Raw genomic sequence first — 23791 nt, 5'->3', positions numbered from 1 at the left:
ATAGCGTCACGGAGTACAATCGGGCTAGACGACCGATCTGAGGAGCCGCCCCCGCCAGGGCGGCTTTCTCGTTCGTTGGGGGCGGTCACGCGGCACCGCCGCCCAGTGCGTCGAGTTCGGACTCGGCGGCTTCGCCCTCGGCGACTACGGCGCGAGCGCGGCGAGCGCGGGCGCTCTTGAGCGAGAGTCGGAGGAAGTACGCCTTGCGTGCGTTCTCGGCACGCGTGGCCCGCTCGTGTGGCGGGAGGGTGTTGTCCGGGTCGACCTCGCGCTCGAAGCGCTCCATGAGCGCGGCGCGGGCATTTGCCGTACGCGCGGTGCGGTCGGGTGTGCGGGCCCAGGACTCATGGGCAGCGATCTGCGCGGTGAGGGACCGTTCGGTCTGCAAGGCCATTTCCGTGCTCCTGTTCGGAAACACGAACACCGAGCACACATGAACCATCTGGGTTCACATGTTGCTCGGCGTGGGCCTTGCGCTCTCCACCGCCCCTCGGACAGTGGCCTTGCGCCAGTCCTCAAACGGGGCCCTGCGACTGCACCGAGGGTGATGGCCTTGCGCCCGATCCCCACTGCATGCCGCAGAGTACGTCGATGTTCTTTCGACAGGGCCATCTAATCACACCGCTGTAGTTCGTGCAACGTACAGCGCTAGATGTCTCCGAGGTTCAGGTCGCGCGCCTCGGTTGCGGCGCGTTCGGATGCACGGGCACGCGAGTACCGCATGAGCATGTCCGGCTTGGACCACCCGGCGACTGCCATGAGTCCGCCTTCGGATCCCCCCGCGGCGAGCCAGCGATGCGCGGCCGTATGGCGCAGCAGGTGGGGGTGGAATCCGGTGATGCCGGCGGCGGCGGCACGTGCGCGCAGGCCCTTGAACAGAGCGTCGTACCCGAACGTCTTGGACTGCCCGCCGAGCCACAGCGCGGGGGTGTCGGCGAGCGGGTGGGAGCGTCTGGCCTTGCGGATGTACTTGTCGAGCGCGCGGGCCGTCTGTGGGCCGAACGGGACGACCCTGCCCTTGCCGCCCTTGCCTCGCCGGATGACCGCCATGCCCGCCAGGAGGTCGACGTCTGCGAGCTCGATCGCCACGACCTCACCCGCGCGCGCGCCGGTCTCAACCATGAACCGCACGAGCGCCTGGTCGCGGAGGTCGGCGAACGTCGATCCCTTGCACGCTGCGAGCAAATCACGGAGCTGTGGCTCGGTCAGCGGCTGGACGATCTTCGTGTCGATCTTCGGGGCGCGTAGGCCCGCGAGCGGGTCGGCCGGGATCTCGCCCTCGTCGAGCAGGTACGCGGCGAACCGCTGTAGGGCGAGCTGGCGCGCGCGGACGGTGGTCGCCTCACGGCCCTCGTCGAGCAGATGGGCCATGAATCCTTGCGCGTTCGCCTTGGTCAGCACGGCCGGGCATCCGACGTCGGCGCAGTAGTCGAGGTACATCCGCACGCCGCGCGTGTACTGCTCGATCGTCGCGGGAGACTTGCGCTCAGCACGCATCGAGAGGACCCATGACGGCAGCAGGTCGCGCAGGTCGGGGGTCGGGCTCGGTGGCGGCACAAGAAGATCGTACCAGTTATCTGTACACGGAGCGCTGTACGGTGCTAGTCTGACGACGCACGCACACGATACAGCGGTCTGACCTGGGGGTATGTCGAGAGTGAACACTACGCCGGTAGCAAGGTAACGGTCGTGGACCTGGACGCCTTCGCGGCGGTGAAGACCCCGCAGTGGGAGCGCTTGGACGCGCTCGGGCGTCAGCGTCGGCTCACGGGGGCGGAGGCCGACGAGCTCGTCGGCCTCTACCAGTCGGCGGCGACCGACCTGTCGGCCATCCGGTCCTCGGCCCCGGACCCCGCCGTGATCACACAGCTCTCGCAGGTCCTCGCGCGGGCGCGCTCGCGGATCGCCGGTGCCCACGAGCCGTCCGTGCGCGACGTCGCGCGGTTCGCGACGGTGTCGTTGCCGGCGGCGCTGTATCGGCTGAGGTGGTGGTCGCTCGCGGTGACGGTCCTCGGGGTCGGGCTCGCGGTCGTGGTCGGCGTGTACGTCGCGACGCACCCGCACGCGCTCGCGGTGATGGGGACGCCGAGCGAGCAGCAGCAGTATGTCGACCAGGCGTTCGCGGAGTACTACCACCCTGGTGCCGGGTTCGCCGGTGTCGTGTGGACCAACAACGCGTGGATCGCCACGCAGTGCATCGGGCTCGGCATCAGCGGTGTCTGGCCTGTCATGGTGCTGGTCCAGAACTCGGTGATGGTCGGCGCGACGGGCGCCGTCATGGCGACCCACGGTCAGCTCGGTCTGTTCTTCCAGCTGATCGCGCCGCACGGTCAGCTCGAGCTGATGTCGATCTTCATCGCCGGTGCGGCCGGCCTGCGGCTGTTCTGGACCGCGATCGACCCGGGTCCGCGCACCCGCGGCCAGGCGCTCGCCGAGGAGGGCCGCGCGCTCGTCACGGTGGCGATCGGCCTCACGGGGACGCTCGCCGTCTCGGGGCTGATCGAGGGCTTCGTGACGGGTTCGGGCCTGCCGTGGTGGCTCAAGATCTCGGTCGGCAGCGTCGCGCTCGCGGCCCTGTGGGTCTACACGATCGTCCTCGGACGGCGTGCGGTCGCGCACGGGGAGACCGGCGACCTCGAACGCGACCGTGCGGGGGACGTGCTGCCGGTCGTCGGCTGACCTGTCCGCCGTCGACGCGCCGTCGAGCCGCCGTCGATCGCTCCTCAGAGGCGCCCGGCGGCCTTGAGCGTCAGGTAGGTGTCCGCCACCTGGGGGGCGAGATCGGCCGGAAGGGCGTCGACGACCTCGACGCCACGGTCACGCAGACGGCCGGCGACGGCCTGCCGCTCGATCTCGACCCGGTCGGCCGCCGCCGCGTCGAACACCGCGTCCGCGTCGCTGTGGTCGCGCCGGAGGGCATCGACCTCGGGGTCCCGCACCGACGCGAGCACGACCTGGTGGAGCCGCGTGAGCTGGTCGATGACGGTGAGGAGCCCCTGCTCGACGGAGGCGGGCTCGAGGGCCGAGAGCAGCACGACGAGCGCGCGCTGCGAGAGCCGTTCGCGCACGACGGTCACCAGGCCGGGCCAGTCGGCCTCGACGAGGACCGGGTCCACCTGGGCGAGGGCGTCGGCGATGGCAGGCATGAGTCGTGGACCGGTCGCACCGGCCACCCGCGCGCGGACGGTGCGGTCGTAGGCGACCAGCTCGACGCGGTCGCCCGCCCGGGACGCGAGGGCGGCGAGCAGCAGAGCGGCCTCGATCGAGGCGTCCAGCCGGGGCGCGTCGAGCACGCGGGCCGCCGACGTCCGGGAGGTGTCGATCACGATCAGCACGCGGCGGTCACGCTCGGGGCGCCAGGTCCGCACGACGACGTCGGATCGTCGGGCACTCGCGCGCCAGTCGATCGACCGGACGTCGTCGCCGATCACGTACTCGCGCAGCGAGTCGAACTCGGTCCCGGGTCCGCGCACCTGAACCGCCGAGCGCCCGTCCAGCTCGCGGAGCCGTGCGAGCCTGCTCGGGAGATGGCGACGTGAGGCGAACTCCGGCAGCACGCGCAGGCGCGCGGGGACGTCGATCGAGAGCTGTCGACCGGCGAGCCCCAGCGGTCCGACGGTGCGCAGCGTGACCCGGTCGGCGAGTCGGTCACCTCGCCGGACGGGGACCAGCACGGTGCTCAGGCGGCGGGCCTCACCGGGTGGCAGGTCCACCGCGAACCGGTCCTGGCGCGCGCCCGCGGACGGCTGCCAGGCGTCGCGGACGAGGCCCCGCCACCGGCGGCGGTCGAGGTTGGTGACGGTCAGCACCGACGTCACGGTCTCGGTGAGCCGGACCGACGGCGGCACCGCGCGGGCGACGCCGACCGACCGTGGCGACGCGGCCAGAGCGACGTCGAGACCGCACAGGAGCACGACCACGAGAGCCCAGGCCACGACGGTGCCGGCGGCAGGCAGCACGGCGACCAGGACGACGCCCAGGGCGGCGAGGACGACGGCGCGCCAGGTGATCGCCATGTCAGTGGTCCTTCCCGTCAGCTGGAGCAGGGGCGGTGCGGCGCGACAGCGGTGCGGTGCGCGATCAGCGGGGGACCGGGACGGACGCGAGCACCGTCTCGAGGACACCCTCGACCGTCACACCCTCGAGCTCGGCCTCGGCGCGCAGCTGGACCCGGTGCCGCAGGGTCGGCTGGACGAGGGCCTTCACGTCGTCCGGGGTCACGTACGGTCGGCCGGACAGCCAGGCCCAGGCGCGGGAGGTCGCCAGCAGCGCGGTCGCCCCGCGTGGCGAGACCCCGAGTGACAGCGACGGCGCCACGCGGGTCGCCCGGCAGAGATCGACGGTGTACCCGAGCACCTCGGGGGCGACCTGCACCTGGGCGACCTCGGCACGTGCCTGCGCCAGGACGCCCTCGTCGGCGACGGCGCGGAGACCGGCCGCCGCGAGGTGACGCGGGTCGAACCCCGACGCGTGCCGGTGCAGCACCTCGATCTCCTGGTGCCGCTCGGGGAGCGGCAGCGTGAGCTTGAGGAGGAACCGGTCCAGCTGGGCCTCGGGAAGCGGATACGTGCCCTCGTACTCGACCGGGTTCTGCGTCGCGATCACGAGGAAGGGGTCCGGCAGCGGTCGAGGATCCCCGTCGACCGAGACCTGCCGCTCCTCCATCGCCTCGAGCAGCGACGCCTGGGTCTTGGGCGGGGTCCGGTTGATCTCGTCGGCCAGGAGCAGGTTGGTGAAGACCGGTCCTTCGCGGAACGAGAACTCGGCGGTCCGCGCGTCGTAGACGAGCGACCCGGTGACGTCACCGGGCATGAGGTCGGGGGTGAACTGGACGCGCTTCGTGTCCAGGGCGAGGGAGGCGGACAGCGCGCGCACCAGCAGGGTCTTCGCGACGCCCGGCACCCCCTCGAGCAGGACGTGGCCGCGGCAGAGCAGCGCGATGATCAGCCCGGTGACGGCGGCGTCCTGCCCGACGACCGCCTTGCCGACCTCGTGCCGTACCGCGGCAAGGGCGTCGCGCAGCGCCGGCGACGGGGTGAAGCCCGCCGGCTCGGGGTGCGGGACGGGGGTTCCTTCGGTTGCTGTGCTCACGTGCGGTGAACCTCGCTCTCCAGGTCGTCAAGCCGCCGGGCGAGCTGTGTCAGCCCGGCGTCGTCGGTCGGTGGTGGCCCGTACAGGAGCGCGGCGACCTCGTCGGACGGCCGACTCGTCGCGTGCGCCACGGCGTCGATGACCGTGGCCGCGTCGGCCGACCGGGCGAGCCCGACGCGCGTCGCGCACCGGTGGGCCGCGCCGGCACGCAGCGCGGCTGCGGCATGCCCGTAGGAGCGCGAGCGTCGGTACAGCCGTCCGCGTCCGCGGACGGTCTCAGAGCTGCGCACGACGACGGGCAGCGGCTCGGTCACGAGGCGTCCGAGGCGTCGTCCTCGCCACAGGGCGGCGACCAGGGCGACGAGAAGGAGCTGCACCCCGACGAGGCCCGCCTGCGAGGGGAGCAGGTCGCCGATCCCGGGCGTCGGGACCTGATCGGTGCCGAGGTCCTGCGGCGACGGGACGTACCAGACCAGGGTGTCGTGCCGGCCGAGCATCCGCAGCGCGAGCGCGGCGTTGCCGTCCCGGGTCAGCGCGTCGTTGGACAGCGGCTCGGCGGAGGCGATCGCCGTGAGCCGACGGGATCCGGTGAGGACCAGGTACGCGCCGGTGCCGGGATCGCCGCCGGGGAAGCACACGACACCGCTGCCGTCGACCAGCAGGAGACCGGTGGCGTCCACCGTGATCCGGCCGGCGGCCTGCGCGTCGGGGTCGCTGCAGTCGGCCGCGACGGCCGTGCCCGTCGCCAGCCGGGCCCCGTAGCGGTCGGCGCGGCCGTCGCTCAGGGCTGCCAGGGCAGGCGCGGACGGGTCGACGAGGACGAGGTCGGCCGCCGTCCGGCCGAGGGCGGCGACCTGCGTCGTGTCGAGCAGGTCGGTGCTGGTCACGAGGAGCGTCGTCCCGGCCGTCGCGCGGGCGACAGCGGCGGACGTGGTCCGCACGTACTCGACCCTGACGCCGCGGTCCGCCAGGATCTGCGCCACTGCGCGGCCCCCTGCCGCCGAGGGGTTGTCCGGGGCCATCGGGATCCCGGACGTGCGCGGCCGGGGAAGGACGGCGAGGGCCGCGACGACGACGAGGAGGGTGATGATGACGACGGTCGTGCGGTGGCGTCGCCATCGGGCGCGTGTCGTGGCGCTCGCGGTCGAACCGTCGCCGACGACGGCACCGGCGGGCGGGGCGGGTGGGGCCGACGAGGTCGTCGTCCCGGTCGTCGCCACGTCGGTCGGCCCGGTGGTCCGCCCGACGGCGGGGTGCGGCGTCATCGGGGTGCCACCAGGGCGTGGACAGGCGTAGCGGCCTCGGGTCGTGCGCGCTCGATGTCGCCGTCGAGGGCCCGCAGCTCGTCGTGGTCGCTCCGGACGGCGGGCGCGTGCCCGTAGCAGACGTCGTCGAAGAGGCGCCCTGCACGGTGGAGCCGCTCGGCGAGGGCCGGGAACCGGGCTGCGGCCTCGACGGAGGCCTCGTGCGCGGTCCTGCCGGGTCGCTCGGCGAGCACGGCGCGTTCCTCGAGGGAGCGCACGATCGCCCGGTAGCCGTTGAGGACGGCCGCGTCGAGGTCGCCGACCTCCGCCGCGCGAGCGGCCGCGTCCCGGAGCTCACGCGCCGATCGTGCGTCCGTGCCGAGCACGACGTGCGAGCCGCTGCGCCCGGCGGCCCGGCGCAACCTCACGGGGCCCGCGACGTACAGCGCCACGACGACGAGCACCACCGCGAGGATCGTCGCGACGACCTGGACCCACGTCACGCTCTGCGCCGCGTCGTTCAGCCCACGCAGGAGCTCGTTGAGCTTCTCCATGATCCAGCCGAGGAGGTTGAACGCCGGGTGGTAGATCGGGTCGGCCAGCTCACGTTCCGCCCAGCGCCGGGCCGTCTCCGCATCCGGGGTCACGGGGACGTCGCCCATCAGGAGACGGAGCGTCGGCGACGACGCACCGACGAGCACGCCCGCCGCACCGAGCCCGAGAGACGACGCCAGCACCTTCACCTTCAGGCGGCCTCGCCGGCAGCGCGGGCGAGCTCGACGTCGAGCCCCTCACGTCGGATCCGCAGGTCGACGTAGAGCAGGGCGACGACCGACGAGAGGTACGCGACCGTGACGGTCTCGGTGATCGCCATCGACACCGCGGTCACGATCAGGGAGACGGTGGACATGTTGGGCATCGTCATGAGGAACGACGCCAGGATGCTCGCAGGGACCTGGAGGATGCTGGTCAGCACGCCGAGCATGAGGACGGTCAGCAGGTAGATCCCGAAGAGCCGCCAGAAGCTCCCGTACGTCAGCTTCCACCCGCGGACGATCCCTTGCCGGAACCTCGTCCCCTCGAGCACGAGCGACGCGGGGACGAGCAAGGTGCGCACGCTCACCCACGTGATCAGGACGACGTAGCCCACCAGGCTCGCGAACCCCAGCAGGACCGCTGCGGCGGTCGACCCGGTGCGCGCGACGAGGACCACGAGCGCGGTCAGCGCGGCGAGGACGACGAGCTCGGCACCGGCGATCGCCAGCGCGAAACCGAGCAGCCGCGCCCGCCGGCCCTTCGTGAGCCGCCAGGCCTCGCTCATCGAGAGCCTCTGGCCGATCACCGACCGGCTCACGGAGGTGATGAGGAGCCCGGTGAGCACCGGGCCGGCGAGCATCATGGCGACGCTCGTGACGAGCGAGCTCATCGAGGTCGCGATCGACGACTGGAAGCTCTGGGCAGATGCCGCGTCGAGCTCTCCGGCGAAGGTCGAGAACGATGCGGAGAGGAGGTCGGAGACGTACGTGCCGAGCACCGTGCTCACCGCGATCACGACGACCACGACGACGGCGCTGAGCCCGAACATCACCGCCGGGTTCGAGCGGATCGCGCGGAACGAGCCGTCGAGGATCTCCATCAGTGTCAGCGGACGGAGCGGGACGATGCCGGGCTGGACGGCCGGTGGCGTCCACTGGTTCCAGCCCGGTCCCGCCGGGTAGGGGCCACCGGTCTGCGGGTACGGGGTCTGCCCGGGAGGCACGGGTGGGAGCTGCTGCCCGTACCCGGGCACGAGGCCGGGCACCGGCCCGGCGGGAGGAGCCGGTGGCTGCGGGTACCCGGGCTGCCCGGGCGGCACGCCCCACCCCGGTGCGGGTGCGCGCGTCGGGTCGGGATCTGCGCCGGGCGCCGTCCAGGACGGTCCTCCGGTGGGGTCCGGGGTCGGCGTCGTCATCGTGAACGGCTCCCTGCTGGTCGACCTGTCGGTGCGGCGTCCGTGCGGACGCCGTCGCTCGCGGCGCGATCATCGTGCCACGACCATGTTGCCCGAGGATGCAGAACCGCGGGCCCGTCGACGGTCCCGGGACGACGCTCCGGGGTCGATCGAGGCGGTCGAGACATGCGGCACGGCCATGTCGGGCACAGCACCCTGGTGGTGGTGACACCATGGGGGCATGAAGGGTCGCGTGCTGGTGGTCGACGATGACACGGCGCTCGCCGAGATGATCGGCATCGTGCTGAGGTCCGAGGGGTTCGAGCCGTCGTTCTGCGCGGACGGCGACGGTGCGCTGGCCGCGTTCCGTCAGGCCCAGCCCGATCTCGTGCTGCTCGACCTCATGCTCCCGGGCAAGGACGGGAACGAGGTGTGCCGGCTGATCCGTGCCGAGTCCGGTGTGCCGATCGTCATGCTCACCGCGAAAAGCGACACGATCGACGTGGTCCTCGGCCTCGAGTCCGGCGCGGACGACTACATCTCGAAGCCGTTCAAGCCCAAGGAGCTCATCGCGCGGGTCCGGGCCCGTCTGCGACGGAGCGACGAGCCCGCGCCCGAGCACCTCACGATCGGTGACCTGACGATCGACGTCACCGGTCACCGGGTCGCGCGCGCGGGGGTGCCGATCTCGCTCACCCCGCTCGAGTTCGACCTCCTGGTCGCGCTCGCCCGCAAGCCATGGCAGGTGTTCACCCGCGAGGTGCTGCTCGAGAAGGTCTGGGGCTACCGGCACGCGGCGGACACGCGGCTGGTCAACGTCCACGTCCAGCGGCTCCGTTCCAAGATCGAGGCCGACCCCGAGCAGCCCGAGATCGTGGTGACGGTCCGCGGCGTCGGGTACAAGGCGGGTGTGGCCTCGCCGTGACGCCCGCGAACGAGCGGTAGCGGTGGCCACCAGGGGGCCCGCCGCGCGGGCATGGCGACGCGTCCAGGTGCGTGTGTGGCGCTGGACCCGGACGTTGACGATGCGCTGGCGGGCGTCGCTCCAGCTGCGCGTCATCACGTCGACGCTCGCGATCGGCCTGATCGTCCTCATCGCTCTCGGTGCGTTCCTGTCGGACCGGATCCGCAGCGGGATCTTCGACCAGCGGGTCACCCAGATCCTGGGGGAGAGCGCCCGGAGCACGCAGCAGGCGCAGCGGACCTTCGACTCGTCGACCGCCGGCACCGAGCCCGACGTCCAGGAGCTCCTCAACGACATGGCGCGGGCGCTGCAGTCGGGCGGCTCGGGCGACCGTGAGGTGTTCCTGCTGCCGTCGCCGGGGAACCACGCGCCGATCGTGGTGAACACGGTCGTGTCCGCCTCGGACCTCGTCCCGCTGATCAGCCCCGAGCTCCGCACCGCGACCGCGCTGGGGAAGGGGCAGCGGTGGCAGTCGGTCGCGGAGCCCGTCCGGGTGGCGTCCGGTGTCACGGAGCTGCAGCCCGCGGTGATCGTCGGGTCGACCGTGAACGTCCCGGTGGCCGGCACCTACGAGCTGTACTTCCTCTACAACCTCGAGCCCGAGCAGCAGAGCCTGGAGTTCCTGCAGCGGGTCCTGCTCCTTGCGGGTGTGACGCTCGTGCTGCTCCTCGGGGGATGACCTTCCTGGTGACCCGCCAGGCGGTGCGGCCCGTCCGGATCGCCGCCCGCGTCGCCGAGCGGCTCGCCGACGGGCATCTCACCGAGCGCATGAAGGTGCGCGGCCAGGACGAGATGGCGACCCTCGCCCGCTCGTTCAACGAGATGGCGGGCAGCCTCCAGATCCAGATCGCCCAGCTCGAGGAGCTGTCGACCCTCCAGCGGCGCTTCGTCTCGGACGTGTCGCACGAGCTCCGTACCCCGCTGACGACGATCCGGATGGCGGGCGAGGTGCTGCACGCGGCGCGAGACGACTTCGAGCCCGCGGCCAAGCGGTCCGCCGAGCTGCTCGCGACGCAGCTGGACCGGTTCGAGGACCTGCTCGCGGACCTGCTCGAGATCAGCCGCTTCGACGCGGGCGCAGCGGTGCTCGACGCCGAGGACCGTGACATGTGCGACGTCGTGCTCGCGGCGGTCGAGCATGCCATGCCGCTCGCCGAGCGACGGGCGACCTGGGTCCGGGTCACGCTTCCCGAGGTCGGCTGTCGCGCGGACATCGACCCGAGGCGGGTCGAGCGGATCCTGCGGAACCTGCTCGTCAACGCGATCGAGCACGCCGAGGGCTCGACGGTCGAGGTCGAGACGGCGAGCGACGGCCGGGCCGTCGCGGTCACGGTGCGCGACAACGGCGTCGGGATGACCCCGGAGGAGGCGACCCACGTGTTCGACAGGTTCTGGCGTGCCGACCCGGCCCGTGCGCGCACCACCGGCGGGACGGGTCTGGGCCTGGCGATCTCGCTCGAGGACGCCCGGCTGCACGGTGGCTGGCTCGAGGCGTGGGGCCTTCCCGGGCGCGGGGCGTCCTTCCGGCTCACCGTCCCGAGGCGGGCAGGGATCGCCCTCGTCTCGTCGCCGCTCCCGCTCGAGCCGCCACCTCCGCCGCCGGCACCGACGCCCCGCTGGACGGCGTCGCCGCAGTCCGTCGTGGACCCGGCTGCGCTCCCCGACCTGGACCAGCTGGAGCTGCGATGACCCACGCCGGTTCGATCCGTGCCCGCAGGCCGCGGCGTGCGCTGCTCGCGGTGGCGCTCCTCGCCGTGACGGGTGCGCTCGCAGCGTGCGACGGCATCCCGACCGCGGGTCCCGTCGGCACCGGGGACGGCGCCGTGAGCGAGCCGGGTCCAGTCGTCCTCCTGGCCTACGGCCCACCGACGGACGCCAACCCGGAGGAGATCGTGCGCGGCTTCCTGCAGGCGGAGGCGGCGGGCAACACCGACAACTTCGCCGTCGCGCGCGAGTACCTCACCGGGAGCGCGCAGTCGTCGTGGGACCCCCACCAGCAGGTCGTCGTGTACTCGTCGAGGGGAACGCCGCAGATCTCGACGCCGACGGAGTCGGAGGTCAGCCTGACGTATCCGTGGGAGGCGACGGTCGACGCCAACGGCCAGTACTCCGAGGCCGCGCCGGGGGCCAAGTGGGAGGGGACGTTCGACCTCCAGAAGGACTCCCACGGCCAGTGGCGGATCTCCGGCCTTCCTGACGGCGTGCTGGTGTCCGAGCCGAACTTCGTGTCGGTCTACCGGTCGACCCCGATCTACTTCCTCAGCAAGGACCACACGTTCCTGGTCCCGGAGATCCGGTGGTTCCCGGTGCGCAACGCCGTGACGGCGGCGGTCAACGCCCTGCTGACCGGACCGTCGCAGCTCCTGCGGGATGCCGTGGACACCGCGTTCCCGGACGGCGTGACGCAGACGGTCAACGGTGTCACGGTCGACAACGACGGCACGGCGCTCGTCGACGTGTCCGGGCCGGTGCTCACCGCCGATGCCGGTCAACGGCGACTCATGCGCACACAGCTCGACCAGACGCTCATGCGGTTGCCCGGCGTCCGCTCGATCCAGCTCTCGGTGGCCGGCGTCCCGATGCAGTCGGTAGCCGAGGCGAGTCTCACCGTCGACCCGCCTCCGGGTACGCCGCCGATCGCGATCCAGGGCGATCAGCTGGTGACGCTCAGCGGGACGCAGACCGAGCCGGTCAAGGGTGTCGGGTCGCTCGCCGGTCTCGACGCCCGCGGCGTCGCGCAGAGCGACGACGGGAAGCTCATCGCGCTGCTCTCGGGCTCGAACCGGCTGGTTCTCGCGCCGACGGCCGAGAAGGGCGCGGTGACGCTACTCACGGGCATCCGTCTCCTTGCCCCGTCTGTCGACCGCTTCGGCTGGATCTGGACCGGCTCGGCGACGGTGGGGTCACCGGTGCTCGCGGTCCTCGCAGACGGCACCCCTGCGACGGTCACCGCCGACTGGCTCGAGGACCGCGCCGTCGAGTCGATCCGCGTCTCGCACGACGGTGCGCGGATCGCGGTGGTCTCGACCGGGCAGAACGGTGTCGCCGTGGACCTGGCGGCCGTCGTGCGCGACGGGTCGGGCCGTCCCGTCAGGCTCGATGCGCCGCTGCGCGTCGGCGCGGCGCTGGTCAGCGCGAGCTCCGTGGTCTGGGTCGACGAGCAGACGCTGGCGGTGCTCGGGAGGGTCACGGGTTCGACGTCCTCCACGGTCGGCATCGTGCCGATCGGTGGTCCGACGCGGATGCTCCCGGTGCTCGACGGTGTCACGTCGCTGTCCGCGGGCAAGGGGGAGCGGTCGATCTACGCCAGGACGGCTGACGGATCGGTCTTCTCGCTCCAGGGCCTGAGCTGGCGGAAGGTCATCGACGGCATCAGCGTGCCCGTGTACCCGGGCTGACCGTCGTCCGGCCGGGTGGCTCGAACGGCTCGGATCGATTGGCTCGGATCGAACGGCTCGGATCGAACGGCTCGGATCGAACGGCTCGGCTCGAACGCATGGCGCGGTGTCGCGGGTGTCGCGGGGTGGTCGTCCGGTCGAGGGCGGCGTCGCCGCTCCACTTGACGACGCGGGGGTGCGGGGCCGCGCCGACGGTCGGCAGACTGCGGCGATGCGACGGCGAGCTGAGCGGAGGACCGGGGCAGTCAGCCGCGCCCGGTCGGCGGTCGTGGGCGCGGCGCGGTGCCTGGCGCGCCTCGTCCTGCCCGTCGAGTGTGCCGGTTGCGGTTCACGCGACGTGGTGCTCTGCGCCGCGTGCGCCTCCGCGTGGTCCGGACCGGTGATGCGCTGCGAGGCCGGTGCGCCGCGGTGGGACCGGATGACGGGTGAGCCGGCGCCGATCTGGGCAGCGGCGTCCTACGTCGGGCCGGTTCGTGGGACCGTCGTCGCCTGGAAGGACAAGGGGCGTGCCGATCTCACGGGCAGGTTGCACGGTGCGCTCTCCGGAGCCGTTGCCGAGCTCGCCGTCGGCGCCTGGGCGGTGGACGGCAGCCCACGCCGGCTCGTCGCGGTCCCGGTGCCGTCGTCGCCTGCCGCGCGGCGCCGTCGGGGTGACGACCTCGTCGCCGGGTTGGCCGGGGTCGTCGCGGCGACCGCGACGGAGCTCGGTCTCGCCGTACGGGCCGTCCCGGCGTTGCAGCGGCGTCGAGGGACGACGGATCAGGTGGGGCTCGGTACTCGCGCCCGCGGGCGGAACCTCGCCGGCGCGGTCCGGGTGCGGCGTCGTGGAGGCGGTCGTGGACGCGGACCGGCTCCGGTGGTCGGCACCGGTGACCGTGTCCTGCTCGTCGACGACGTGGTCACGACGGGGGCGACTCTCGCCGCGTGCGCCCGAGCGCTGGAGGGGGTCGGAGCGGTCGTCGTCGGTGCCGTCGTGCTCGCCGCGACGCCCTCACCGCGCGGTGGTGCACGCACGGCTCAGCCGTCGCACGCGGGCCGTCCAGGACATGCGGATGAAGTCGGGACCATCGTGCTGACATCCCACGAGTTGCGGGGTTACGGTGGGGCCAGACCCCCCGGGGAACGGGCGTCCGATGGCGCTCTCCCGTCTCCCGTCGGTGCCGAAGGAGGTGGTGCCTGAACCTGCCCTACGGGGCGTTCCGCACAGGTGGCCGGGTGGATCGTCCCCCGGTCTGAGGCCCATCTGGAGGCTCACATGGAGATCGTCGTCGCTGGCCGACACACCGAGGTCCCCGAGAAGTTCCGCGATCACGTCAAGGAGAAGCTGGCCAAGATCGAGCAGCTCGCTCCGTCCGCGCAGCGGATCGACGTCGAGGTGAGCCATGAGCGCAACCCGCGCCAAGCGGGCATCGCCGAGCGGGTCGAGATCACCGTCGTGGACAAGGGCCCGGTGATCCGTGCCGAGGCGAGCGCCGATGACCGGTACGGCGCCCTCGACCTCGCGATCGCGAAGCTGCAGGAGCGCCTGCGCCGCTCGCGTGACAGGAGGAAGGACCACCGCCAGCACACGCCTCTCACCCCCGTCGACGTCCGACCCCCGGCTCCGGCCGAGGAACCCCCGGCGCCCGCCGCACTCGGCGACGTGGCCGAGACGACGTTGGGCGACTCTCCTGTCGTGATCCGGCAGAAGGTTCACGCGGCCCACCCCATGACGGTCGACGACGCCCTGTACGAGATGGAGCTCGTCGGTCACGACTTCTTCCTCTTCGTCGACGTCGAGACGGCCCAGCCGTCCGTCGCCTACCGGCGTCACGGCTGGAACTACGGGGTCATCAAGCTCGACTCGCCGGTCGCGATCCGTGCCGTGACCGGCTGAGGCCAGCGGCGCCGCGCGAGGACGACAGCACGCCAGCGGGGCCCGGAGCGGCAGCAGCCGCTCCGGGCCCTTGGCTGTGCTGGGTGGGTGCCAGGTGGGTGCTGGGCGGGTGCCGGACCCGATGTCCGTGCGTGTCGGACGTCACCGGCAGGATGGTGCGGTGCCCGGATCACTCTCACGTGCCTCGACCCGTCCGTCCGCGGACCTGTCCCTCACGCAGGCGCGTCGGATCGCCCTGCGTGCCCAGGGTCTCGACACCCCGCGTGCCGACGTCGCAGGTCAGCTGCGGGTCCCGACGATGCGCCACCTCCAGCAGGTCGTCGATCGTGTCGGCCTCATCCAGATCGACTCCGTGAACGTCCTGGCGCGTGCGCACCTGATGCCCCTGTACTCCCGTCTGGGGCCGTACGACACGGGTCTGCTGGACCGTGCATCGGGGACCTCCCCGCGGCGACTCGTCGAGTACTGGGCCCACGAGGCCTCGTTCGTCCCACCGCGGACGTACCGCCTCCTCGCCTGGCGGCAGCGTCAACTCGCGACCGAGGCGTGGGGGGCGATCAGCGGCGTCGCGCGCCAGCACCCCGGCGTCGTGCAGGAGGTCCGCGACCTGCTGGCCGCACGGGGGCCGATGACCGCGAGCGAGGTCCATGCCCTCTTCGAGTCCGAGCACCCGCGGACCCGCGGTGAGTGGGGCTGGAACTGGACGGTGGCCAAGCGTGCGCTCGAGCTGCTGTTCTTCACGGGCGAGGTCGGGTCGAGCGGGCGCACCGCATCCTTCGAGCGACGGTACGACCTCATCGAGCGGGTGCTGCCGCGCGAGGTCCTCGACCTTCCGGAGGTTCCCGAAAAGGATGCGGTGCGCGAGCTCCTGGAGATCTCCGCCCGAGCGCACGGGATCGGGACCGAGACGTGCCTGCGGGACTACTTCCGGATCAAGGGGAGCCCGCCAGGCAGGCGATCTCCGAGCTCGTCGAGGCGGGGACGCTCCGGCAGGTCCGGGTCGCGGGGTGGAACCGGTCGGCGTACCTGCACGCAGAGGCGACCCTGCCGAGGCGCGCGACCGCGAGCACCCTCGTCAGCCCGTTCGACCCCCTCGTCTTCGAACGGCGTCGGCTCCTCGAGCTGTTCGGGATGCACTACCGGATCGAGATCTACGTCCCCGCCCCGCAGCGCGTGCACGGCTACTACGTGCTCCCGTTCCTCCACGGCGAGCAGCTGCCGGCACGCGTCGACCTCAAGGCCGACAGACGGACCGGCCGGCTCCTGGTCGTGGCGGCCCATGCCGAGGACGGCGCAGCGGACGAGACCCCGGTGGCGCTTGCCGCGGAGCTGCGTCGACTCGCGGGATGGCTCGGGCTCGACGAGGTGGTGGCGCTCGACGGTGACGGTCGGCCTGCGCGGGGTGGGCTCGCCACCTCGCTCGCAGGCGCGTTGTCGGCGACCTGAACGGAGGCGGTGCACGGGACGCGCCACGGCGGCCCGTGCCTCGCCTACGATGGGCTGCGGGGCTCGCCTGATCGGCAGCCTCGACCAACACCCCGCTGCGGTCCGTCCGGCCGTGCGGCGTCGACAAGTCGGGAGTCACGCGTGGTTGCGATCCTCGAGAAGGTCCTGCGCTTCGGCGAGGGCCGGATCGTCCGGAAGCTGCACGGCATCGCGCTGCAGATCAACGCGCTCGAGGACAGCTTCTCGAGCCTGTCGGACGTCGAGCTCCGCGAGGAGACGGACCGGTTCAAGGCACGCCTCGCCGACGGGGAGTCGCTCGACGACCTCCTCCCGGAGGCGTTCGCGACCGTGCGGGAGGCCGCGAAGCGGACGCTCGGCCAGCGGCACTTCGACGTCCAGCTCATGGGCGGCGCCGCGCTCCACCTCGGGAACATCGCCGAGATGAAGACGGGCGAGGGCAAGACGCTCGTTGCGACTCTCCCGGCTTACCTGAACGCACTCGCCGGCAACGGGGTCCACGTCGTGACGGTCAACGACTACCTCGCGAGCTACCAGGCGGACCTGATGGGCCGGGTGTTCCGGTTCCTCGGGCTGTCGACCGGGGTGATCCTCTCCGACCAGACGCCCGAGCAGCGGCGGGTGCAGTACGCCGCCGACATCACCTACGGGACGAACAACGAGTTCGGGTTCGACTACCTGCGCGACAACATGGCGTGGACGACGAGCGAGCTGGTGCAGCGCGGCCACAACTACGCGATCGTCGACGAGGTCGACTCGATCCTGATCGACGAGGCGCGGACGCCGCTCATCATCTCAGGCCCGGCCTCGGGTGATGCGAACCGGTGGTACGCGGAGTTCGCCAAGGTCGTCCGGCGGCTGACGCCCGAGGTCGACTACGAGGTGGACGAGTCCAAGCGCACCGTCGGCGTGCTCGAGCCGGGAATCGCGCGCATCGAGGACTACCTCGGCATCGACAACCTGTACGAGTCCCTCAACACGCCACTGATCGGGTTCCTCAACAACGCGATCAAGGCCAAGGAGCTCTTCAAGCGCGACAAGGACTATGTCGTCATGAACGGCGAGGTCCTGATCGTCGACGAGCACACCGGTCGCATCCTTGCCGGTCGCCGGTACAACGAGGGCATGCACCAGGCGATCGAGGCCAAGGAAGGCGTGAACATCAAGGCCGAGAACCAGACTCTCGCCACGATCACGCTCCAGAACTACTTCCGCCTCTACACCAAGCTCTCCGGCATGACCGGCACGGCCGAGACCGAGGCCGCCGAGTTCCAGGGAACCTACTCGCTCGGTGTCGTGCCGATCCCGACGAACAAGCCGATGCGCCGCATCGACCAGGGTGACTTCGTCTACAAGAACGAAGAAGGCAAGTTCGACGCGGTGGTCGCCGACATCGTCGAGCGGCACGCCCTCGGCCAGCCCGTCCTCGTCGGGACGGTCAGCGTCGAGAAGAGCGAGCTGCTGTCGAGCAAGCTGAAGAAGCAGGGCGTCCCGCACGAGGTGCTCAACGCCAAGCAGCACGCCCGTGAGGCGTCGATCGTCGCGCAGGCCGGTCGCAAGGGTGCCGTCACGGTCGCGACCAACATGGCCGGTCGTGGGACGGACATCATGCTCGGCGGCAACGCCGAGTTCATGGCTGTGACCGAGCTCGCGCAGCGTGGCCTCGACCCGGCTGAGAACCCGGATGAGTACGAGGCCGCCTGGCCCGCCGCGCTGGCGAAGGCCACCGAGGCGGTGGCGGCGGAGCACGACGAGGTGGTCGAGCTCGGCGGTCTGTACGTGCTCGGGACGGAACGGCACGAGTCGCGTCGGATCGACAACCAGCTCCGTGGACGCTCCGGTCGCCAGGGCGACCCCGGCGAGTCGCGGTTCTACCTGTCGCTCCAGGACGACCTCATGCGGTTGTTCAACTCCGGCCTCGCCGAGTCGATGATGACGCGGGCCGGGTTCCCGGACGACATGCCGCTCGAGTCGAAGATCGTGACGCGCGGCATCGCGAGCGCACAGTCGCAGGTCGAGTCGCGGAACTTCGAGATCCGCAAGAACGTCCTGAAGTACGACGACGTCCTGTCCCGCCAGCGCGAGGTCATCTACGACGAGCGTCGGCGCGTCCTCGAGGGGGGAGGACCTCGAGGACCAGATCCAGCACTTCATCGAGGACGTGCTCACGGCCTACGTCACTGGGGCGACCTCGGAAGGCACCTCCGAGCAGTGGGACCTCGACGGGCTGTGGACGGCCTTGCGGGCCGTCTACCCGGTGTCGATCTCGACCGACGAGGTCATCGAGCAAGCCGGTGGCGAAGCACGGGTGACGTCAGAGCTGATCCTCGCCGAGGTGCTGAGCGACGCCCGGCTCGCCTACGCGGCGCGCGAGGAGCTGCTCGGTTCCGAGAACCTGCGACAGCTCGAGCGACGCGTCGTGCTCTCGGTGCTCGACCGGAAGTGGCGCGAGCACCTGTACGAGATGGACTACCTCAAGGAAGGCATCGGTCTGCGCGCGATGGCGCAGCGCGACCCTCTCGTCGAGTACCAGCGCGAGGGTTTCCAGCTGTTCTCCGCGATGACCGACGCCATCAAGGAGGAGTCGGTCGGGTACCTGTTCAACCTCGAGGTGCAGGTCGCGGAGCCGACACCGGAGGACGGCACCGAAGGAGCTCCGAGCCCCGAGGCCGCTGCCGCTCAGGCGGCACTCGGAGCAGCAGGTCGACTGGTGGCCAAGGGGATCGACGGGCCCGAGAAGCGCGTCCCGCTCCAGTACTCGGCGCCGAGCGAGGACGGCGGCACCGTGGAGACGCGGTCGGCCGACGGCGCGAACGGCGAGACGCCGACCGCGCCCGCCGCCCAGGGTGGGAACCGCCAGGAACGTCGTCGGGCCTCGAAGGCGCAGCACAAGCAGCGCTGACCGGTCAGCCGGAAGGCTGGGCGGTCGGAAGGCTGGGCGGTCGGGGGGCTGGACAGCCGGAGGACTGGTCAGCCGATCTCCAGGGCCACAGCCCGCCACGCGCCACGGTGCAGCTCCATGCGCAGGGCGACCGCGCGGACCTGAGGTCCGTCGTCGACGACCACGGCCGCCTCGACGGCGTCGGTGCCGAACCGGCACAGTCGCACGCGGCGGATCGTCGTGCGGATCCCGGGCTGGGTGCCGCGGACTGACGACGCGAGCGCTGCACGACGTCCGACGGCGTCGTACACCGCAGGCGTGAGCCAGCGCACGAGCTGCCCGAGAGGACGTGCACCACGGATCACCTCGACGGCGGCCTGGGCGAGGGCGCAGCAGGCGGTCATCGCTTCCGGCGGCTGATCGCCGCCGAGCGCTCCGGAGTGCGGAGCGGCGCGTGAGGGGCGCTCTCCGCCGGGACGACCGACCGGCACGGGCGTGGTGGTGGTGGCCCGGACGAGCGCGGCGGGTGACTCGTGGCGGGGCGCGAGCGACACGCGCACGGCTCGGGTCGCGGTGTCGAGGGCGCGCGGTCGGTCGGCGGTGAGCATGCCGGTCACGACGCGGCCCCCGTCGTCGGTCCGTCGTCGGCCCCCGACGCTCCCGCGCCGGGCGACTGAAGGCGCTGACCCGGGTGCAGCAGGTTCGGGTCCGCGCCGATCGTGGACGCGTTGGCCTCGAACCACGCCGGCCATGCCCGTGCGATCGTGGCATCGTCCGCGCCCGGGGCGAGGTGCTCCGCGGCGATCGACCAGAGGGTGTCGCCAGGCCGGACGAGGTGGCTCCCGACCGGCACCCCGTCGCTCGCCGCCGGCGCCTCGTGCGCGGGCGTCGTCACAACGGCGCGGCTCACGTCGCTGACGGAGCCCGCCGGCAGGGAGGCGAGGGGGGTGCCGGAGGCGACCGAGCTCGCCGCGGTGACGGTCCAGCCGAGATCGACGGTGGCGGGGTCGAGTGCGGCGGGGTCGAGGGTGGCCGCCTGGGCGACTCCACCGAGACCCAGTCCCACGCCCGCCGCGACCGCGGAGACGAGGGTGCGGCGGACGACGCGAGGCGCCCAGCGCTGGACCGCCTGCTCGCCTCGATGCCAGCTCCGTCCGGCGGTGCGCGCGACGAGGCACGCCGTGGCCACCATGAGGGAGACGGACAGCCACGCTGCGACGCCTGCGCCGATCACGGACGAGGCAAGGGCGACGAGCTCGTCCACGGTCGGGTGGGCGGTGGACTCGAGGAGCTCGACGCTCCACCTCGCGAGGACCGCGGTCAGAGCGACTGCCGCTGTGGCGCCGAGCGGTAGGGCGAGAGGCGCGGTCGATCCTCGTGGTCTCAGCATGATGCTCCCCGTATCGTTTGATCGCGTTTGATGGCGTTTGCGGCATCTGAACCGAACTAGGTGTACGCCATCCTCGGGCGGGTCGTCCAGTCGGTGGGGCACATCTGTGGGGAGCTGCCTGCCGGCTGCGCCAGGGCGCACGAGTGCCACGAGCGCCGCGGTCTCGCGTGACCGTTGCGGACCGTGGCTTCCGCGGAGCGGGCGTCGGGCCGCGGTCAGCGTCCGCGCTCTACGACCAGGCCACGGCGCTGGTGGAGCTCGAGGCCGTACCAGGTGAGGCGTCAGGCCGGTGGAGGCGCGTCGTCACCTGGTGGCGATGTCGTGGGCTTCGCGGTTGGTGAGCACCTCAGCCATGTGCGTCTGGGCCCAGGTCCTGATGCCCCGCGTCATGTGGTGGAGGGAGAGGCCGAGGTCCGTCAGCTCGTACGACACGGTGACCGGGACGGTCGGCGTGACGGTGCGGGTGAGCAGGCCGTCGCGTTCGAGTGACCGCAGGGTCTGGGTCAGCATCTTCTGGCTGACTCCGACGAGGAGACGCGAGATCTCGGAGTAGCGCAGCGCCTTCGGAGCGGGCGCACCACCCGGGCCGGGGGAGGTGTCGCCACCCAGTGCGCAGAGGACCAGCACCACCCACTTGTCCGAGATCCGATCGAGCAGCTGGCGGCTGGGGCACGTCGCGAGGAACGCGTTGTACTCCGCCTTGGCCTGCGCCCTCTTCTGGGCCGCCGTCGTCGTCACAGACCGCGCCTCTCTCGTCGGGGTGGGTTACTCACTCCAAAGTACCTACTTCCGCACGGGAAGTTACTCCCCAATGCTGATGAGCGGCGGCACGAGACGCCACTCATCGAGCAAGCATCGAAAGGCATCACCGTGAGCACAGCGACACCTCCTCCCGGCGGCACCTGGACCCTGGGCGACCTGACGGTCACGCGGTTCGGCTACGGCGCGATGCAGCTCGCCGGCCCCGGGGTCATGGGGCCGCCCGCCGATCGCGACAGTGCGCTCGCCGTGCTTCGTGAGGTGGTCGACCTGGGGATCACCCACATCGACACCAGCAGCGCCTACGGGCCGCGTCTCACCAACGAGCTGATCCGAGAGGCGCTGCACCCGTATCCCGGGGCGCTGCACATCGTGACGAAGGTCGGTGCGAACCGTGATGCGCAGGGTGGCTGGCCCACGGCCCGGCGGCCCGGCGACCTCCGGCGGCAGGTCCAGGAGAACCTTCGGACCCTCGGGCTCGAGGTGCTCGACCTGGTCAACATGCGGATGGGCAACGCCGAGGGGCCGCAGCCGGGTTCACTCGCCGAGGCGTTCGGGACTCTCGGTGAACTTCGACGCGAGGGTCTGATCCGCCACCTCGGGGTCAGCAACGTCACCGCGGAGCAGGTGGTCGAGGCTCAGGGCATCGCTCCGATCGTGTGCGTGCAGAACCTGTACAACCTCGCTCACCGTCGTGACGACGAGCTCGTCGACCGGCTCGCCTCCGAAGGGGTCGCCTACGTCCCGTTCTTCCCCCTCGGAGGTTTCAGCCCGTTGCAGTCCTCGGCGCTCGCGGCGGTCGCCGGTCGCCTGGGGGCGACCTCGATGTCGGTCGCGCTCGCCTGGCTGCTGCAACGGTCACCGAACATCCTGCTCATCCCCGGCACGTCGAAGGTGGCGCACCTGCGTGAGAACGTCGCAGGTGCCGGCCTGGTCCTCTCGGCGGAGCACGTGGCAGAGCTGGATGCCATCGGCGGCTGAACCCGCGACCAGATGGCCCTCGGGGGCGTGGCGGACCTCGCGCGCGGAGCACGGACCTCCGCGCGCGCAGGTCGTCGCGTGGAACGCCCCGACCCGGACCCGGCGCGCCTCTACGGTGGTCGGATGCGGTGGGAGGCGTTGTTCGAGGACCTTGAGTCTCAGCTCGACGCGGCGCGGGCGGCGGACCGGGTGGCCGAGGTCGCCGAGCGCACGCGTGTCGAACGGGCGTCGGTGACGCTCGGTGACCGCCTCCGCGCGGCACGAGGTACGCGTGTCACGCTGCGGCTCCGGGACGGCGAGGCCATCTCGGGGGAGCTCGTCGAGCTTGCCGACCAGTGGGTGCTCCTGGCAGAGGGCTCGCGGCGGTGGCTCGTGCCGACGGCGGCGGTCGGCTGGGTCGGGGGGCTCGCGTGGCATGCCGTCACCGGCGGGGGACAGGTCGCCCGACGGTTGAGTCTCGGCCACGCCCTGCGCGCTCTGGCGCGGGACCGTGTCCATGTGCGCGTCCAGGCGCAGGGGATCGAGCTGGCGGGGCGGATCGACGCGGTCGGAACCGATCACGTCGACGTCGTCGTCGTGCCGCAAGGGGGGAGGGTGGGAGCGGTCTGGACCGTGCGGTTCGACGCGCTGGAGGTCGTTCGATCCGGGTGAACGGCGCCGTGGTGCTCGGCGCGGGCGGTCCGCTCGACGTGCGGGTGCCGCCGTCGACCCCGTCGTGCGCCTGCGTCCCGCCCCGGCGTCCCCGGCGTCAGCGTGCGGCGGGGTGCTCGGTGGTGCTGTCCTCGTCCGTCTCGATCCGGGCGCGGGTCTGGGCGTACATCCGCTGGATGTACGCCTCGAGCTCGGTGGCCTCGACGCGCCAGATCCCCCGACCGCCGACCTGGATCGCCGGGAGGTCGCCCGACCGCACGAGGGCGTACGCCTGGGGGGTGGAGATGTTCAGCACCTCCGTGACGTCGGCGAGAGTCAGGAACCGCTGGGTCATGGGAGAAGTCTGGCACGTCGGCGACCGGACCCGGTCCTGTCCACAGGTCCCAGGCGAAGGCGTTCAGGACTCGGCATGATGGGCCCCGCAGTGCCCGGAATGTCCCGATTCGCGCGGCGCCCGCTACGGGCGTCGACCTGAGAACGGAGTGCACATGGACAGCTCGGTCGGGGGGCCGATCGCGTCACGGTTGCGCAGACCCAGCTGGCGCGACCCGCGGCTGATGATCGGGATCGTGCTCGTCGCGTCCTCGGTGGCGCTCGGGTCGTGGCTCGTGAGCTCGGCCCAGGTGACGACAGGCGTCTACGCCGTTCGGGACACCCTCGTCCCGGGTGCGGCCGTCGGGCCCGGCCAGCTCGAGGTGGTCCAGGTCCGGCTCGATCCTGCGCAGGCCGCGCGCTACGTCACGGCCGACGCTGACCTTCCGGACGGGGCGGTGGCCCTCCGGGTCGTGGCGACCGGCGAGCTGCTGCCACGGGACGTCCTCGGGGCTGCTGCCGACGTGGACGTGCGCCCGGTACCGATCGGCCTCGACACAGAGCCGGCGGACGGCGTCGTCGCGGGTGCGCTGGTCGACCTCTGGTCGGTGCCGCCGCAGTCGTCCGCGTCGGGGTCCACCACGGGGACCGGCGCGTCGTCGACGCCCGTGCTGCTCGCCGACCACGTGACGGTGTCGCAGGTCGCGCGGCCGAGCGGGTCGTTCTCGGTCGGGGGAAGGACCGTCGTGCACGTGCTCGTCCCTGTCACCGCCCTCCCGGACGTGCTCGCCGCCCTCGCCGGCGACGGCACGACGCAGGTGATGCTCGTCCCCGGGTCCGGGGTCTGAAC

Annotated in this window: 22 protein-coding genes and 2 pseudogenes; 13 read left to right on the top strand and 11 right to left on the bottom strand. The window is 71.9% G+C overall.

The features are described 5' to 3' along the window. Positions 1 to 85: 85 nt before the first annotated feature. Together LJB74_RS04395 and LJB74_RS04390 are read right to left on the bottom strand one after the other, a co-directional pair. Complete coding sequence (locus LJB74_RS04395) at positions 86 to 394, bottom strand: hypothetical protein (protein WP_259307381.1); 309 nt, start codon at positions 392 to 394, stop codon at positions 86 to 88. A gap of 254 nt (positions 395 to 648) precedes the next feature. Continuing rightward, on the bottom strand, positions 649 to 1557 hold the full coding sequence (locus LJB74_RS04390) for a tyrosine-type recombinase/integrase (protein WP_259307380.1): 909 nt from the start codon (positions 1555 to 1557) through the stop codon (positions 649 to 651). A gap of 132 nt (positions 1558 to 1689) precedes the next feature. Here LJB74_RS04390 and LJB74_RS04385 point away from each other — a divergent pair, with 132 nt between their 5' ends. Continuing rightward, positions 1690 to 2679 carry a stage II sporulation protein M gene (locus LJB74_RS04385; protein ID WP_259307379.1) on the top strand — a complete coding sequence of 330 codons (990 nt, stop codon included), beginning with the start codon at positions 1690 to 1692 and terminating at the stop codon, positions 2677 to 2679. 44 nt (positions 2680 to 2723) lie between these two features. On the opposite strand, the gene LJB74_RS04380 is transcribed toward LJB74_RS04385, so the two are convergent. The 5 genes from LJB74_RS04380 to LJB74_RS04360 all read right to left on the bottom strand — a co-directional run bounded on the left by LJB74_RS04380 (position 2724) and on the right by LJB74_RS04360 (position 8286). Beyond that, positions 2724 to 4016 (bottom strand): DUF58 domain-containing protein, encoded by a 1293-nt coding sequence (locus tag LJB74_RS04380; protein ID WP_259307378.1) that lies wholly within the window; start codon positions 4014 to 4016, stop codon positions 2724 to 2726. A gap of 64 nt (positions 4017 to 4080) precedes the next feature. Continuing rightward, a complete protein-coding gene (locus LJB74_RS04375; RefSeq protein WP_396125216.1) occupies positions 4081 to 5022 on the bottom strand; it encodes an AAA family ATPase in 942 nt (313 codons plus the stop codon). 65 nt (positions 5023 to 5087) lie between these two features. Further along, positions 5088 to 6356: a DUF4350 domain-containing protein gene (locus LJB74_RS04370; protein WP_259307376.1), complete on the bottom strand. Its 1269-nt coding sequence runs from the start codon at positions 6354 to 6356 to the stop codon at positions 5088 to 5090. Then, positions 6353 to 7072, bottom strand: a complete 720-nt coding sequence (locus tag LJB74_RS04365; protein ID WP_259307375.1) for a DUF4129 domain-containing protein — start codon at positions 7070 to 7072, stop codon at positions 6353 to 6355. The genes LJB74_RS04370 and LJB74_RS04365 overlap by 4 nt, the downstream gene beginning before the upstream one ends. A gap of 8 nt (positions 7073 to 7080) precedes the next feature. Beyond that, positions 7081 to 8286, bottom strand: coding sequence for a hypothetical protein (locus LJB74_RS04360; protein ID WP_259307374.1), 1206 nt, complete (start codon positions 8284 to 8286; stop codon positions 7081 to 7083). 220 nt (positions 8287 to 8506) lie between these two features. Between LJB74_RS04360 and mtrA the strand changes: the two genes are divergently transcribed. The 9 genes and pseudogenes from mtrA (at position 8507) to secA (ending at position 18869) form a co-directional block, all read left to right on the top strand. Then, positions 8507 to 9190: an MtrAB system response regulator MtrA gene (gene mtrA, locus LJB74_RS04355; RefSeq protein WP_259307373.1), complete on the top strand. Its 684-nt coding sequence runs from the start codon at positions 8507 to 8509 to the stop codon at positions 9188 to 9190. Positions 9191 to 9212: 22 nt separating this feature from the next. Next, entirely contained in the window at positions 9213 to 9908 is a 696-nt protein-coding gene (locus LJB74_RS04350) for a hypothetical protein (protein WP_259307372.1), read from the top strand. Further along, a complete protein-coding gene (gene mtrB, locus LJB74_RS04345) occupies positions 9905 to 10918 on the top strand; it encodes an MtrAB system histidine kinase MtrB (RefSeq protein ID WP_259307371.1) in 1014 nt (337 codons plus the stop codon). The genes LJB74_RS04350 and mtrB overlap by 4 nt, the downstream gene beginning before the upstream one ends. Then, entirely contained in the window at positions 10915 to 12627 is a 1713-nt protein-coding gene (locus LJB74_RS04340) for an LpqB family beta-propeller domain-containing protein (RefSeq protein WP_259307370.1), read from the top strand. The genes mtrB and LJB74_RS04340 overlap by 4 nt, the downstream gene beginning before the upstream one ends. Positions 12628 to 13045: 418 nt before the next feature. Beyond that, a complete protein-coding gene (locus LJB74_RS04335; protein WP_259307369.1) occupies positions 13046 to 13807 on the top strand; it encodes a ComF family protein in 762 nt (253 codons plus the stop codon). Positions 13808 to 13882: 75 nt separating this feature from the next. Beyond that, the gene (gene hpf, locus LJB74_RS04330) at positions 13883 to 14503 is read left to right on the top strand and encodes a ribosome hibernation-promoting factor, HPF/YfiA family (protein WP_259307368.1); all 621 of its coding nucleotides are present in this window, start codon (positions 13883 to 13885) and stop codon (positions 14501 to 14503) included. Between the two features lie 121 nt (positions 14504 to 14624). Continuing rightward, positions 14625 to 15380 (top strand): annotated as a pseudogene (locus LJB74_RS20580) (DNA glycosylase AlkZ-like family protein); the annotation flags it as partial. 32 nt (positions 15381 to 15412) lie between these two features. Further along, positions 15413 to 15949: a DNA glycosylase AlkZ-like family protein gene (locus LJB74_RS20575; RefSeq protein WP_310650807.1), complete on the top strand. Its 537-nt coding sequence runs from the start codon at positions 15413 to 15415 to the stop codon at positions 15947 to 15949. 141 nt (positions 15950 to 16090) lie between these two features. Continuing rightward, positions 16091 to 18869: pseudogene (gene secA / locus LJB74_RS04320) on the top strand (preprotein translocase subunit SecA). 68 nt (positions 18870 to 18937) lie between these two features. Here the strand turns inward: secA and LJB74_RS20790 are convergent. The 3 genes from LJB74_RS20790 to LJB74_RS04305 all read right to left on the bottom strand — a co-directional run bounded on the left by LJB74_RS20790 (position 18938) and on the right by LJB74_RS04305 (position 20976). Further along, entirely contained in the window at positions 18938 to 19252 is a 315-nt protein-coding gene (locus LJB74_RS20790) for an Rv3235 family protein (RefSeq protein WP_396125215.1), read from the bottom strand. Positions 19253 to 19461: 209 nt separating this feature from the next. Continuing rightward, complete coding sequence (locus LJB74_RS04310) at positions 19462 to 20238, bottom strand: LysM peptidoglycan-binding domain-containing protein (RefSeq protein WP_259307366.1); 777 nt, start codon at positions 20236 to 20238, stop codon at positions 19462 to 19464. 303 nt (positions 20239 to 20541) lie between these two features. Further along, positions 20542 to 20976, bottom strand: coding sequence for a helix-turn-helix domain-containing protein (locus LJB74_RS04305; protein ID WP_259307365.1), 435 nt, complete (start codon positions 20974 to 20976; stop codon positions 20542 to 20544). Positions 20977 to 21108: 132 nt separating this feature from the next. Here LJB74_RS04305 and LJB74_RS04300 point away from each other — a divergent pair, with 132 nt between their 5' ends. Both LJB74_RS04300 and LJB74_RS04295 read left to right on the top strand, forming a co-directional pair. Beyond that, positions 21109 to 21978: an aldo/keto reductase family oxidoreductase gene (locus LJB74_RS04300; RefSeq protein ID WP_259307364.1), complete on the top strand. Its 870-nt coding sequence runs from the start codon at positions 21109 to 21111 to the stop codon at positions 21976 to 21978. A 78-nt stretch (positions 21979 to 22056) separates the two neighbouring features. Next, entirely contained in the window at positions 22057 to 22629 is a 573-nt protein-coding gene (locus LJB74_RS04295; RefSeq protein WP_259307363.1) for a hypothetical protein, read from the top strand. A 97-nt stretch (positions 22630 to 22726) separates the two neighbouring features. Here the strand turns inward: LJB74_RS04295 and LJB74_RS04290 are convergent, their stop codons facing one another. Next, positions 22727 to 22963, bottom strand: coding sequence for a helix-turn-helix domain-containing protein (locus tag LJB74_RS04290; RefSeq protein WP_259307362.1), 237 nt, complete (start codon positions 22961 to 22963; stop codon positions 22727 to 22729). A 154-nt stretch (positions 22964 to 23117) separates the two neighbouring features. Here LJB74_RS04290 and LJB74_RS04285 point away from each other — a divergent pair, with 154 nt between their 5' ends. Further along, complete coding sequence (locus tag LJB74_RS04285; protein WP_259307361.1) at positions 23118 to 23789, top strand: hypothetical protein; 672 nt, start codon at positions 23118 to 23120, stop codon at positions 23787 to 23789. Positions 23790 to 23791: the final 2 nt, after the last annotated feature.

The sequence above is a fragment of the Cellulomonas sp. P24 genome (assembly GCF_024704385.1).
Classification (GTDB): domain Bacteria; phylum Actinomycetota; class Actinomycetes; order Actinomycetales; family Cellulomonadaceae; genus JAJDFX01.
This window is presented reverse-complemented; position numbering and strand designations above follow the sequence as displayed.